The organism is Lentisphaera marina (genome assembly GCF_028745505.1).
In the GTDB taxonomy this organism is placed as follows: domain Bacteria; phylum Verrucomicrobiota; class Lentisphaeria; order Lentisphaerales; family Lentisphaeraceae; genus Lentisphaera; species Lentisphaera marina.
The window spans coordinates 2383778-2398837 of the sequence record NZ_JAQZZL010000001.1; the positions used below are offsets into that span (position 1 = coordinate 2383778).

Below are 15060 nucleotides of genomic sequence, written 5' to 3' on the forward strand. Positions count from 1 at the left end.
ATATTTGAGGAAATTAAAAACCTGCCACCTCAAATTAATAAAATCAAGGGTTTTTCTTTCTCTGAATTCAATTCACGATGCAATTACTTGAGATTTAGAATTATCCGCAGGCCCATGAATTATAATAATATTATCAAGAATTATGATTAAACTGTCATTCTGTGCGGATTTTACGACAATCTAAGCAAGATGAGGCGTTCTTCTGACATATACATAACAAGTACTTGTCTGATAAAACCGTAATTTTAGTGTAAAAATCTGGAATAATTTGATGTTAAAAAAAATATTTTACTGCAGCTTTGTTTTACTTTCTCTGCCTTTAATGGCTGATGGTAATATTAAGCAAATGGCCAAGGAAATTGATGATCTCGTTCATCAAAAACTCGAATCTATTAAGCAGCCTAAAAGAAGTGAAATTGATGATTATACCTTTGCTCGCCGTCTTTACTTAGATGCCATAGGTCGAATCCCAACCTTAGCAGAATTGGAAAGTTTTGTACAAGGCAGTTCAGAAAATAAACGCGCAGAACTTATCACTTCACTTCTCTCATCCAGAGGTCACCAAAGCCATATGTACAATTATTGGGCCGACTTACTAAGAGTCAAAAACATTGGTGACAAACTTATGTATGCCGGGAATTTATCCCAGGCAATAAAATCTGCTCTGCGGGAAAACCGTCCATACGATAAATTTGTGAAAGATATTGTCTCTGCCGAGGGGAACCTTTACAAACCAGGTAATGGACTGGTTGGTTATAAAGCCCGTGAAAGTATGCAGTTAGATCGCCTTTCAAATACCATAAAAACTTTTACCGGCATGGCAATTGAATGCGCTCAATGTCACGATCATCCCTTCGATGACTGGACTCAAAGAGAGTTTTACGAAATGGCTGCCTTTACTTCTGGGACAAGATTACAACTGGATCCACCTAAAAAATTAGAAAAGGAAAACTACGCCGAACTTCGCAAAGCTTTAAAAAATGATAACTTTGATAAATGGATTGTCTACCGTGAGTCAATACGTATGAAATACGCTCGTATAGATGGCTCAGGAACAGGCTACATGCGTTTGCCCCATGATTATAAATACGATGATGGAAAGCCTTTTGAAGTCATCCAGGCAAAAACCATGTTTGGTGCCTCCCCGGCAGTATACACAAAACAAACTGTTGATCGCGTAAAAAAGCATGAAAACAATAGATATGTGGGAGATTCAGCCAAAGCACATAATCAATTAGCTGAATGGGTGACTTCAAGAGATAACCCCATGTTCACTAAAGCAACGGTTAATCGTTTATGGTATTGGATCATGGGCAGTGAATTGGTGGGAAGGGTTAACGACCTGGAATTGAGCGATGAGGGAAAACACCCCGAATTGACGGCAAAACTTGAAGCTATTATGAAGCGCGTCAATTACGACACAAGAAAATTTTACGAAGTCATTTTCAATACTCGTACGTATCAAAGCAGAGCCCTGGCGCTGGGCAAGGGTAATCCTGAATACCTTTTAGATGGCCCCATTGTACGAAGGCTGAGTGCTGAACAGGTTTGGGATTCATTCTTATCACTAAAAAATGGTGACCCCGACAAGCACTTACCCACAAAATTTCATCATAACGGTTTCACCCTCTTTTATGATAAAAGTAAAAACTGGACAGCTGAAGACTTTAAGAATTACTCAAGCAATTGCGGTGTCGGCAGAAGAGGATTTTATGAGGCTGCTCATCGAGAGGCGCTGGAAATAAACGAGGACATCGGCCCAAGGAACGAATTGCGCGCTTCAGAATCCAGAATATATGCCCCTAAATTTCCACTCAATCTCTCCTATGTAGAAGTCAACGGCCTTTTCGGTGCATCCGATAGAGAGTTAATTGATAACTCTAACAAAGAAGCAAATATTCCACAAATTCTTTATTTAATGAACGGCAAGCCCGAAAATCAGCTCATCAGTTCCAAATCCTATTTAAATGATGAATTGGCAAAAGCCAAAGGTCGTGAAAAATATCAGCGCATGTGGCTGGCAGTTTTTAACCGTCCGATGAATGCTAATGAACTCGAGCTCATAAACTCAAACTTTAATCGTAAAGATATTCAAAATATGCTTTGGGCACTTTTAAACTCAAATGAATTTCGTTTTGTAAGGTAAGATAATGATGGATAGAAGACAATTTTTAGGTGGCTTGAGCGTCCTCGGTGGAAGCCTTCCTTTTCTACATGGCAATGAGCAAGTTATTAATCCACAAAATGCTCGGGCAAAATCAGTCATTTACATATGGCTGGGAGGAGGATTGAGTCAGTATGAATCCTTTAATGTTAATTTCAACAAAGACGTTTTGGGCAAATCCAGACCTATAAAAACAAATGTCGATGGGATTCAAATTAGTCATTACATGCCCCATATGGCCAAGCAGATGGATAAGGTTCAAGTATTGACGACAATGAAAACTAATCAAGGCGCTCACCCTGCTGGGGTTTACAAGGCTCTAACCGGTTATAATCCCCGCTCGTCAATAACCCACCCTGAGTTGGGTGCCTGGGTGAGTAAACTTATGACTCATAAAGATGATAGCTTACCAAATTTTGTCGCAATTAATTCACGTCGTGGTGCCACCTCCGGTTTTTTCCCAGGCATGTATGCTGCACTTCCTGTTTTGGATCCAAACAAAGGCATTCTCTACAGTAAGATTCACGAGAAAGTTTCCAGTGAAGATTATTCTAAACGACACAAACTACTCAATGCCCTAAACAGCAATTTTGACCAGGGCTATGGCACGAAAGATACCAGAGCTTACACCGATATCTACCGAAACTCATTAAACTTCATGAATAGTAAAGACATCTCAGCTTTTGATTTAAGGAAAGAAGACGAAAGCATTGCTAAACTCTATGCAAAAGACAATTTCAGTCAGGGCTGTTTATTAGCTGCAAGACTTGCGGAAAAAGGTGTTCGTTTTTCCAAGGTTGCATTGAATGGCTGGGATTATCATAAAGATTTGTATAAAGACTTGCCTCCAAACATTAATAAACTGGATTTAGGTCTGAGTGCCCTGCTTCAGCATTTGTCTTTGAAAGGCTTACTGGATACGACTCTCGTTGTTGTAGCAACTGAATTTGGTCGTAAGCCGGAAGTTAATGTCAATGTCGGTCGTGATCACCACCCCAATGGCTTTACTTGTTTATTGGCCGGTGCCGGAGTAAAATCTGGAGAGATTTACGGTAAGATGAGTCTGGATGGTAAAGAACCCGTTGAAAACCCCATGGAGATTGAAGACCTCAATGCTACAATCGGCTGGGCTTTAGGCTTAGACCCAAGTAAAAAACACATATCTTCCACAGGTCGTCCCTTTAGTTTTGCCAATAAAGGCAAAGCTCAGAAGCAGCTATTCCAAGGTACTTAAAGAACTTATGCCGTAGATCCCTACAAGCGATCACAGTGAACTGCAATCACTAATCCGTTTTGATGCTCTTCCTATTTTGAATAGTTCATCAATCCCTGAATCTGAAAGGTACTTTGCTATTTCTTAGCAAATCCCACTTTGTAGCTATGGCTAAATTACCCCTCAGAGAATTCATTCGAGTCTTCTCGCTAATTGATTCAAATTCTTACTAAATTATTATCACCACTTGCTTCATCTCCATTCAATTTTCAAATTTCCTTGCAACTTAAAAATTTATCCGTGAAAATATAAATTCTGAATTCTTTTCTAATTCCTCCTTTCTGACTTGATCGGCTCGAAACTGAACAATATAATAGATTGATAAAAAACGCCGAATTAACACAAGAATTCCTATGAGTTCATAATATTATATATGAGAAAAAAGATAAGCGGATCTAATATTGAGTGATTTTGCCCCAACAAGAATAACCCTAATTCAAAGGGTAAAAAACCCAGATGATCAGGCTGCATGGACTGACTTCTGTGAGTATTATTCAGGTTTTATCACTATGCTTTTAAACAAGATGAAAGTTCCCAATAGTTTGCACCATGACCTCACTCAGGAACTTATGCTCAAGCTCTGGAAATCTATTAAAAGTTTTGATGTAGATGACAGCCGCGCTCGCTTTCGCACCTGGCTGGGAAAAGTTCTTCGCAATAGCGTCATTGATTATATGCGCTCGGAGAATGCCCGAAAAAACAGAGAATTTAGAACGGGTGAAGAAGATAATTATTTCAACATATTGGCTGGTGGTAACAGCGACCTCGATAAAGTCATTCATCAGGAATGGACAGACTATATGTTAAATCAGGCTATTGAGCATTTAAAGTCCTCCTTTTCCGGCAACGCCATAGAAGTTTTTATGATGAGTTCACAGGGAAATTCCGTTAAAGAAATAAGTCAAAATCTTTCTATTCCGGCCAACACGGTCTATGTCCTGCGCAGTCGAGTTAAGGCCAAGTTCATGGCTGAACTCAAACAACTTAGAGAGCTTTTTGAGTTTTAAATGAATTTCCCTGATTCACTCAGATCCATGTATGATGATGCCAAGGATTATCAACTGGAACTTGACGAGTTGGCTCCCTTAAGTTGCGAACTCAAACAAATCGATGTGGAATATACTGAAAAGGAACTCATTGCCACTGGAGGAATGAAATCCATCTACAAAGTTTTCAGTTCTTCATGTCAACGCCATGTTGCTTTGGCTGAATTATCTGACCACGAAAACATAGAAAACTTCGACCCCTTTATTTGTGAAGCACGGCTCACTGCCCTCTTAGAGCACCCCAATATCATCAAGGTCTATGAGATTGGGATTAACAAAGCTGGACAGCCTTTTTTCACCATGGAACTCAAAAATGGTGATACGCTTCAGAAGGTATTGAATAAAAATCAAACTGAGGACGACAAAGAAACTTATTCGCTAAGTCAATTACTTAACGCCTTTATCAAAGTTTGCGATGCCGTAGCCTATGCCCATGCTCAGGGTATTGTTCATCTCGATCTGAAGCCGGACAATATTCAGGTTGGTTTATTTGGTGAAGTGCTCGTATGCGATTGGGGGCTTGGCAAAGTCGTTGACCAGGAAAAAAAGCATTTTACAACATCGACTTTCAAAAAGGACATCTTAAACAATGCTACTTTGACAGGAGAAGTAAAAGGCACTCCCGGATACATGGCTCCGGAACAAATCACCAACGACAATAAAGCCCCACAGACAGATATCTACGCCTTGGGCGCTATACTTTTCTCCATACTCTGCCCCAAAAGATTGCAGCATTCAAATACTGTAAGCATCATCAAAGAAGCTCAACAAGGTACCCCTGAAAACTTAAAAGACTTTCGCCCACATATCCCTCAGAGCCTTTTCCCAGTCATTGAAAAAGCGATGCAAAAAAATCCACATGATCGCTATGCCAATGTTTTAGATTTAAGGATGGACGTGGAAAGCTACTTAAATGGTTACCCAACCGAAGCGGAACAAGCGGGTCTACTTAGACAAATATCGAAATTTTGGCGGAGAAATAAAACGATATGCTCCACAAGCTCAGCTTTCATCCTTCTGATTCTTATTGGCCTCACTTACTTTATTACTCAAATTAAGGCCAGTGAAATGCAGGCGATTAAAGCCAAAGATAAAGCAGAGAAAACTGCTGCTGAACTTTCTATCGCCTTGAAAAAGAATAAAGAGCAGTCGAAAGAGCTGGTGGAACTGCCAAAAGAAATTATCGAATCTATACTCGACCAAAATCATACTCAATTGGATAATAATACCTTGCTGGCTAATCCAGTTATTGGCATTAAAAGAAGTACTGAACTTTTAACTGCAGCTCTTAAGGTTTACCCGGATTCAAAGAGAATCGCCACTCAGCTTTTTTGGAATTATTTCATCTCAATGCAATTTGACAAGGCTAAAGGTTTTCTGGATAAGCATCGGGAATTAATCAATGATCCGGGGATTGAGCAAAGCTTTCTCATGTTTGAGCCGGGTGACAAGAGTGAGACTTTTCAAAAGATGGTGACCTTTTGCCTCGATAAAAACCTACTGGTCAAGGCAGAAATAATTCTTTCATATTACTCCAAATATTATCGCAATATAGCTGAATATCCCGACTTAATTTTTCGTCTGTATAAGACTTATTATCCAAAACATAAAGATGCCGTTTTTACTTTTGAAAATGGCACTCTTTCTATCGATGCCCCGGAGATTACAAAGTTAGTCTCACAGGCTATATTTTATTGCATATTTCGCTATCTGAGAGTGAAGGAACTGAAGGTTGTCAGAAGTTCTATAAGCTCACCACGAGAGTTCGCTGGCATGTATCTTTTCGAACTTGATTTAAGGGGGACAAAAATCACCAAGCTGAGTTCACTTGGTGGTGAAGAGGTTCAAATCCATAAAGTGATTGTCCGCAAAGATCAATTATCGGCCAAAGAGCTTAAGAGAAGCTCACAAGACTTTGAAATAGAAGTTCGATAAATTTTATCTCCCTTGGACCGGTAAAACACTTGCGATCCAGGGTATTTAATCCTGTGCTGTTTCGTAATTTTCAGTGGTTTAATTAAAGGTGAGTTAAAATCACAAGCAAGCATAAAAAATATCTATAAAATTTATTTTAATTAGAAAAGCTGTTAAGAAAGTCCCCTTTTACTCCGTGTAGTTAAATATGAGCAAGCAGCTAACGCTTGTTGAATCTAAAGCAAGCACGACACGACTAAAATAAAGGACCACAATGAAGCACACAATCAAAACTCTTTGCTCACTTATATTCGTTATTGGGCTCACCAATAATTCTCTCGCGCAACGCAGCGCGACACCACCGGAACGTATAAGTCTACCAAAGGGTTTTGAAATTGACTTGCTGTATTCGGTGCCATCAGCACAAGGCTCCTGGGTTGCCATGTGTAAAGATGATAAAGGCCGCCTCATTGTCAGTGATCAATACGGTGGTTTATACCGCTTACCCGTTCCACAAGCAGGTCAAAAACTAGATCCTTCGCAAGTTGAGCAAATCACTTATTCACCTGCTAGAAAACTTAAGGAAGGAGAGCTTGACAAGCGTACCGAAGCACAAAAAAAATTACCTCAAATTGGTCATGCACAAGGACTTTGTTACGCCTTCAATAGTCTTTACGTTGTGGTCAATGGCCGCAATTCTCCTACAGGTTCTGGGGTTTTCCGTCTTCGCGACAGTGATGGAGATGATAAATTTGATAAAATAGATGTCATTCGCAAACTTTCTTCTTCAGGTGGTGAACATGGCCCCCATGGCATTATTAAAGCTCCTGATGACAAACACCTCTATGTAGTTATGGGTAATCAAACATCACTTCCCCCTGGTTACAGCCATTCGCGTGTACCTAAACTTTGGGGTGAAGATCAACTTTGGCCTCCAATTGAACACTTCATGGTAGGCGCCAAAGCCCCTCTAGGTCACCTTGCTCAAATTGATCCAGAGGGAAAAAACTGGGATGTGATTGCCACTGGCTTTCGCAATCAGTACGACATCGATGTTAATCGTGAGGGGGAAGTCTTTACCTTTGACGCCGATATGGAATGGGACCTAAATACCCCTTGGTATCGCCCGACACGTGTTAACCATATTATTGATGGAGCCGACTACGGCTGGAGAAACGGTACAGCTAAATTCATGGATTACTGTAGCGATACTTTTGGTGCTGTGGTTGACATCGGTCCCGGTTCACCAACCGGCGTAAAATTTGGCTACGGCGCAAAGTTTCCAGCCAAGTATCAAAATGCACTGTATATAAGTGATTGGTCCTACGGTAAACTTTACGCTGTACACATGACTCCCAATGGCTCAACTTATAGTGCCAGCTTCGAAGAATTTGCCAGTGCACAACCCTTGCCATTAACTGACCTGCTTATTCACCCAGATGGTCATATGTATATTACTATTGGTGGTCGTCGCGTCCAATCCGGTCTCTATCGCATTCGCTATACTGGCAATGAATCAACCGCCCCGGTTAAAGCTATTACCGGCGGTGAACAAGCTCGAGCAGAGCGCAAAAAGCTCGAGGCTTTTTTACAAGCAGGAGCGCCCGCTGCTAGTGCGGATGAAATTAAAACTATATGGAAAGGCTTGGGTTCCACTGATCGTGGGATTCGTCATGCCGCACGAGCTGCCTTAGAGAAACAAGATCCAATCCATTGGAAGAATGACATTAAAACAGAGAAAAATCCTCAAATAGTACTGGCCGCTATGATTGCCCTGGCGCGTAAAGACAAGAATTCTTCGGCTGAGATTTTAACTCAAACCATGCGCTTTGACTATAAGTCTTTAAATAAACAACAACGTCTTGATTTATTACGTGCTGTAACCTTAGCAATGACCCGTGGTGGCAAACCTAATGAGGAACTTAGCAATAAGCTTATTGCACATCTCGACTCCATATATCCAGCCTTAACAACTGAGGAAAACCGCGACCTTTCGGCTATTGTTGGCTTTTTACAAGCGCCATATGCAGCCAAAACAGGTATAGAACTTCTCCTGGATGCCCCAGGTCAGGAAGAACAGATTGGCTATGCCCTTAATTTACGTCATGTAAAAGTTGGTTGGACACCTCAATTGCGCAAAAAATATTTTGAATGGTTTGTATTGGCTAGTACTTATTCTGGTGGTGCTCGATTTAAAAACTACCTGGGTGACATCAAAAAACATGCCCTGGCTTCAATTCCAAAAGATGAATTAAGCCCGGAACTCAACGCAACGATTAATGCTAAAGCAAAACAATCTGCTCCAAAGTTCAGCCTAAAGCCACGCAACTTTGTAAAGAATTACACAAGTGAAGATCTTAAAAAATTAGCTGGCAATGGTATTGAGTCTGGCCGTAATTTTAAAAATGGCCGCCAAATGTTTGGTGCCGGCAGTTGTTTTGCCTGTCATCGATTCAACAGTGAAGGTGGTGCTGTCGGTCCCGATCTGACTTCAGTTCGAGGTAAATTCAGCGCTTATGATTTACTGGAGGCCGTAGTTGATCCTGGGAAAGAAATTAGCGATCAATACGGAGCTAGTATTTTCACCTTAAAAGATGGCTCCAAAATCACTGGTCGTATCATGAATATGACACATCCAAATTACTCCATCAATACGAACATGATGACACCAAGTGCCAATACAAAAGTCCATGTAGATAAAATAGAATCTATTGAAAAATCGCCTATCTCTATGATGCCTCCTGGCCTTGTCAACACCATGGCCAAAGAGGATATACAAGATCTCCTAGCCTACCTTCTTTCCGGTGGCGATCCAGAACACAAGTTCTTTAAAAAATAAGGAATAGACTGCAATAAGTTGGAGTTATTCTGTTGAACGCAGAAGCTCCGGCTGATCCACATGCCGTGGACGAATGCGGACTTTATGAAGAAATCTGAAAAATGAAAAAAATTGGAGTTGAGATGAGTGTAAAAACAGCAATGACAGGAGTGTTATTACTTTTTAGCGTAGCATTTGCCCGTGCTGAAAACCGACCGAATCACCCCCCGCACAATGTGGTCGTCATTTTATGCGACGACCTCGGCTACGGTGAACTGCCTGTCTACCGTAAGCTTTACAAAGGAACCGAAGATATTCAGACGGCGATAGGTTCTTTCACGCCGAATATCGATCAGTTGGCGAAAGATGGTGTTGTCTGCACCCGGGCTTACGGTAACAACACATGCTCGCCATCAAGAATGTCTCTCTTGAGTGGAAAGTGGCCGACACGGAAGATCAGGCTGGGCGAGCACACCTTGATCGGGAGATATATGCGTCAGCGTGGCCTCAAGACTGCTCACTATGGAAAATATCACCATCCGGTTGAGAAGGAAATCACGATTCCCTATCATAAGGAATTCCTCGAGTTTGATGAATTCCTTGGCTTCGAAGCAGTGACCAATTATTTCCGCAAAGCCGGCGAAAAAGTAACCCCGAGGAAGAATTCCCCGATTACTTACCGGGTCGGAAGTAAAAAGATCGACTTTCAGTTCAAGAAAGAGGGAGAGTATCTTACAGACACTCTAACCGATCTCTCCGTCGACTTCATTGAGCGCTGCGCTGAGGATAAGAAGCCCTTTTTTGTATACATCCCCTTTAACGCACCGCACGCTCCCATACAAGCAAAGCCCGAAGACCTAAAAACTCTGTTCCCGAAACGTAAGATTGGAAAAACTGGGAAAGACAATAATCGCGAACGTATTATGGCGATGGTCTATGCCGTGGACCGCGGAGTTGGTAGGATTATCAAAACACTGGAGAAAACTGGACAGCTCGATAACACCCTAATCATCTTTGCCGGCGATAATGGTGGCGAACAAAACCTGTCTCTAACCTATCCTATGCACGGCTTCAAGCACGAGCCCTTTGACGGTGGAATCCGCGTACCCTATATCGTGTGGTCAAAACCCCTGCAGAACTCCGAATCGAAACCCGACTACTATGATGGTCTCGTCTCGCTCTGTGACATTCTGCCTACGTCCTTGAAGTATGTTGATCCGTCAACGGAACTTGCTTCCTTGAAAAGCGACGGTACTGATATCATGCCTTACCTTATGGGCAAGGAGCCACCGTTAAAGGGGCGTGCCTATATCAACTTGCGCACCCTCAGCCAGAAGTCCAACACCTGGAAAGGGGGTCGGGACACCAAGGGTAAAACCATAGGCTCCTGTATAGCTCTTCTCGTTGATGATTGTAAGCTTATGAGGCTGGCTCAAGACTCGAAGAAACAGGAAGAGTATTCGTATGCATTCCATCATCTACCGAATATGATTGGTAAGGATCGGCCCAAAGCGGCACTGAAAGAAGACTACTACGAGAGCACCGACAATAATCATCCGGAGAAGAAGAAAGCGATGATCAAACAACTTGAAAAGCTTCTTGAAGGAACAAACCTCGACTGATAGCGAAAGGAACAATACCGTATACCACGCCAAGACATTAAATCTCCTAGGACTGGAAGCCCGAGCTATTCCAGAATGCATCACAAGATGCATGATTATTATAATGAAACATCATTTAAGAGCCGTAAGTCAGACCTATTGATAATTCAAAATTCATAAGCCTGTAAAGAAACTCTTTAATGTCTCCGTGATAAAGAAAAAGGCGCTTAAGGCTTGTTGCTGAATGCGCAAAGCTTTATAATGATAATGAGGTCAATACATATGAAAAAATTTACTTTAATAGAACTTTTAGTGGTAGTGGCCATAATAGGAATTTTGGCGTCTCTATTGATGCCTTCGCTTGCTAAGTCAAGAAACAGCGCCAGGACTACTGTTTGCAAGAGCAACCTCAAGCAACAGGGCACAGTCGTTTTCATGTACCTCGATGACAATGATTCCTATATGCCATACAATTCCAGAGTCAGTCACGAATGGACCGAACCTTTATGGCCCTACATCTACTCGAGTAAATGGCATAATCGCGACCCCAGCTTCCCCGGCACCATCTTTAATTGCCCCTCACCAGACCCAAATAATGGCAATATAAGATATGGCAATAATCGATCCGCCAGAGGTTAGGATGTGAAGATAACAAGCTTCTCAAAACCATCAGAAGGGGCGTGGAATGGCGACACTAGATCCATTTTTTTAAAGAAGGAGACAATCTATTTTTTTCGCCACGAGACAAGAGCCAACATACTCTTTATCGACGGTCATGTTGAAGGCGTTAATTATGGCTCCGTACCGCTCAATACCCATAACGATGTTTTCTGGAGTGGAAATTGAGTCACTGTTGATCAGAAATACATATGAAAAATAAATTAACATTCACCTCCCTATTTTTTTTATTCACCACTGCATTGCTAGCCGATGGCAACGGTCACGGTCACGGCGGCAAGGCTATGTCTTATGGTGAGGATGGTAGTCCTCTGCCGGGATTAAGGTCCCCCTTAGATGTTTATCACAGCTTATTTGGCGGTGGCTTAAGCAAGCAGGAACAATTGCAACGATTGCGCAGAGAGCAAAGTATTTTTGACCTTTTAAAAATCGATTCAACGGCTACTAAACGAACTCTAAGCAAGGATGATCGTGAGAAACTGGAAGAGTACAGCACCGGAGTTCGGGAAATTGAAAAAAGCCTAAGCCGACAGACTGAATGGGCCAATGTCCCTTACCCAAAAGCGACCATTCCCACGCCCAAGAGTACCTTAGAGGGTGAATCAGAGATCATGCTGATGTTCAAGATGATTACTAGCGCTTATCAAATTGATTCTACGCGAATCATCACCTATCGCATGCCCGATGCCGGCCTTTTAAATAGCATGAACATATCTCATTCACCACACACTCTATCTCACTATGGAGTGAACAGCGCTTTGCACGAACTCAATTTAAAGCGCTCCACTAAATGGTTGCAGCTTTATTCTCAATTTATCGATATGATGCGTTCCGCCAAAGATCCTCTGGACCCCAATGGTGGCACTCTATTTGATAATAGTTTGGTCTACTGGGGCGGTGGTTTGCGGACTGCGCACCGCAATAAAAACGTGCCCTGCTTCTTGACCGGGGGCGGCTTCAATATGCTCAAACATGGTCAACATCATATCGCTCCCGAAGACGATACCGCTTTAGCCAATCTTTGGACAACGATACTTCAGGATGCCGGTGCACAAATTACTAAATTTGCCGATTCCACCGGAACGGCGCAAACTCTTTATACTTAAGGTTTATATGTACAAATTACTCTTTTTTATTCTTTTTAGCTTCCATACTGCCTACTGCCTAGATCCCGTTTTTCTGCAAAAGGGAGACTTGATTATTGACGATAACTTTGATGCCGTTAAGATTGACATCTCAACCTGGCCTTCAGCTAAAAATCCTCTGGGTCAAAAAGTTTCAGATGGCTTCTATCATTTTGATTGTTCCCAAAGCAAAGATAAAATGAAGCGAATCACCCTGAGTCATAACTTTGCCGAAGCCATGGGTGACTTCATCCTGGAGCTCAAGATCAAATCTCTGCATAAAATCAAAGCTTTTAACCTCGGCCTCAATGATGATAATGGGCACTGCCTGGTCACTCGTTTTGACAGAAAAAAAATCTATACCTATAAATACAAAGAAAAAGATAAGTATTCTTTACACGAGTACCTCGATGTCATTCAATCCAATTTGAAAGACGGACAGCCTTATACGATCACCATGGAAGTTTGTGCTGACAAGGTCTTTGTCCACATCGATAATGAACATTTTTTGATGAGTCAAAATCCACGCTTTAAAAATTTAAAGAGCAAAATATTTCTTACTTTAGAGCAAGGGAGTGGGCAAATTGACTCCATAAAAATCTGGAAAGGACTAACCATTGCAGAAGCACAGGTTCAAAACTGGCTCGATAAAAAAACGCAGCGACCTGAAGTCAACTTAGATCACGATCGCAGATATAAGCAAAACAAAGCTCTTTCTGATACGCGTATGAACTTAGCTAATGACCCCCAGTACAAAAAAATCACGGACTCTTTACAAAACAAGTGGCAAGCAATTCGAGCGCAATATCCCTATTTCCAAAATTATGCCAAGCGCAAAAAGGAAATGGAAGCCAAGAAATCTAAGCCCAGTTTTCAGGCCGCTTTGAAGGAATACAAGAAACTTCAAGACGCCGAACTCGCTTATCTAAGTCAAGTTCAAGAACGACTAAGTCGTCAACAATAATGATAAAGAAAAACTATTCACTTAATTAGTTCATCTCATTAAAAAGAACCCTGTTAGTAAATATTTTCATAAAAATCCCCGGGCTTTTCTGAGTGCACTTACAACTAGAATTCGAGATTAATTAACGAATTTCTGAAACCATGCTGGTCGCCTCTGCTCCAATACTTCTAGATAGGTCTTTTCATTATATGGAGTTCTCGTTTTCCAACAACTGTACATGATACGAATCCATTTGTACGCCAAAGCTCTAAGTATTGTGAAGTGAGGTATGTTTAGAGCTTTCTTATGATAATAAAATTCATGTGCCCATATTGATGACCTTATGGAATTATTGGCAAACTCAACAAAACTAAGTTGAGTGAACCTGTCGCATAAAAAACGTCTTCGGACAATATTCATTTTCCCACTCTGAATTGTCACAGGAGCTATTTCACTGATTTTAAGAGCCTCATTTACAGACTGAAATTTTTCTCGATCGTTTCCAAAGAAGGCCATAAGACGTGGTCCGATACTAGGACCTGCTCCTGGAAATGATTGGAATATTTCATGATCTTCATTTTCCCTATAAGCTTGCTCAATTTTTTCGTCATAAGCTTTAATAACCTTATTTAAACTCCGGATTCTGTGGCAGAATTGTTGTATCTCAAATATGTAGTAATCCACCTCATCTTCATCATTAACAACAATAACAGAAGCGCGTAATATTTGAACCCTCACTTTTGTTTTTGTATGGCTTGTACTGCGTTTGTTAAAGAATTTAGTAATGCCGATTTGATGAGCATTAATGATATCCTGCGGGCTTGGATATTTATCCAAAAAATCTAGAAACATGTCTGCATATAAATGATTCCCCACGACTTTGAGTGCATTTGGATAATAGATCTTCAACAATGCAGTGAGTTGATTAGTTAAACGAGTTCTATCATTTACTAAATCACGCCTTTTTATATTCAGTCGCTTCAGTTTTCCTTTTGAAAAAGATTCGTCTACTCTTTTAACTTTATCAGGGTGTTTTAAGTATAGTTCAAGTAATGATTTGGTATCTGCTCGGTCACTTTTCGCGCCACTAAGATGGAATGTTTTAGCAAACTTCGAAGAAGTGGTCGGGTGAACTGTATAGACATCAAATTCACTAATGGATATCAATAAATTCATCAGTGCAGATTGGCAGCTTTCGATGACAACCGCGATGGGATCATTAACAGATTCAAGTATGAGTTCATTAAAGAATTTTTTGAGCGTAAGTAAATCACTACTGATAACTTTACATTCTTCTTCACAATCCCGAAGGATTCGTAGATCATGCTTTTGATCAGCCCAGTCAATCGCAATAATAACTGAGTATTCAGATGGCTTTTTAGTTCTTGTATAATACATTTTTACTCCTTAGGAATATATAGATTTAAAAGTCAGCGTGCGAAATTCCTATAGCATTCGTGGTGGAAGCTTTCTGAGTATTCGTCTTGCTGATAATCATT

Annotated in this window: 11 protein-coding genes; 10 read left to right on the plus strand and 1 reads right to left on the minus strand. The window is 41.1% G+C overall.

Annotation, left to right across the window (positions count from 1 at the left end; all coding sequences use genetic code 11):
* Positions 1-271: 271 nt before the first annotated feature.
* The 10 genes from PQO01_RS09635 (at position 272) to PQO01_RS09680 (ending at position 13582) form a co-directional block, all read left to right on the plus strand.
* Complete coding sequence (locus PQO01_RS09635) at positions 272-2146, plus strand: DUF1549 domain-containing protein (protein WP_274313804.1); 1875 nt, start codon at positions 272-274, stop codon at positions 2144-2146.
* Between the two features lie 4 nt (positions 2147-2150).
* Positions 2151-3398: a DUF1501 domain-containing protein gene (locus PQO01_RS09640; RefSeq protein ID WP_274313805.1), complete on the plus strand. Its 1248-nt coding sequence runs from the start codon at positions 2151-2153 to the stop codon at positions 3396-3398.
* Positions 3399-3838: 440 nt separating this feature from the next.
* Positions 3839-4444: an RNA polymerase sigma factor gene (locus PQO01_RS09645; protein WP_274313806.1), complete on the plus strand. Its 606-nt coding sequence runs from the start codon at positions 3839-3841 to the stop codon at positions 4442-4444.
* On the plus strand, positions 4445-6418 hold the full coding sequence (locus PQO01_RS09650; RefSeq protein WP_274313807.1) for a serine/threonine-protein kinase: 1974 nt from the start codon (positions 4445-4447) through the stop codon (positions 6416-6418). It begins immediately after the preceding gene.
* Between the two features lie 253 nt (positions 6419-6671).
* Positions 6672-9236: a c-type cytochrome gene (locus PQO01_RS09655; protein ID WP_274313808.1), complete on the plus strand. Its 2565-nt coding sequence runs from the start codon at positions 6672-6674 to the stop codon at positions 9234-9236.
* 101 nt (positions 9237-9337) lie between these two features.
* Positions 9338-10837 carry a sulfatase family protein gene (locus tag PQO01_RS09660; RefSeq protein ID WP_274313809.1) on the plus strand — a complete coding sequence of 500 codons (1500 nt, stop codon included), beginning with the start codon at positions 9338-9340 and terminating at the stop codon, positions 10835-10837.
* A gap of 261 nt (positions 10838-11098) precedes the next feature.
* Positions 11099-11455 (plus strand): type II secretion system protein, encoded by a 357-nt coding sequence (locus tag PQO01_RS09665; RefSeq protein ID WP_274313810.1) that lies wholly within the window; start codon positions 11099-11101, stop codon positions 11453-11455.
* A gap of 3 nt (positions 11456-11458) precedes the next feature.
* Positions 11459-11662, plus strand: coding sequence for a hypothetical protein (locus PQO01_RS09670; RefSeq protein WP_274313811.1), 204 nt, complete (start codon positions 11459-11461; stop codon positions 11660-11662).
* A 23-nt stretch (positions 11663-11685) separates the two neighbouring features.
* Entirely contained in the window at positions 11686-12600 is a 915-nt protein-coding gene (locus PQO01_RS09675) for a DUF1552 domain-containing protein (protein ID WP_274313812.1), read from the plus strand.
* A 7-nt stretch (positions 12601-12607) separates the two neighbouring features.
* The gene (locus tag PQO01_RS09680) at positions 12608-13582 is read left to right on the plus strand and encodes a hypothetical protein (RefSeq protein ID WP_274313813.1); all 975 of its coding nucleotides are present in this window, start codon (positions 12608-12610) and stop codon (positions 13580-13582) included.
* A gap of 117 nt (positions 13583-13699) precedes the next feature.
* Here the strand turns inward: PQO01_RS09680 and PQO01_RS09685 are convergent, their stop codons facing one another.
* Positions 13700-14959: an IS110 family transposase gene (locus tag PQO01_RS09685; protein ID WP_274312477.1), complete on the minus strand. Its 1260-nt coding sequence runs from the start codon at positions 14957-14959 to the stop codon at positions 13700-13702.
* Between the last annotated feature and the right edge of the window lie 101 nt (positions 14960-15060).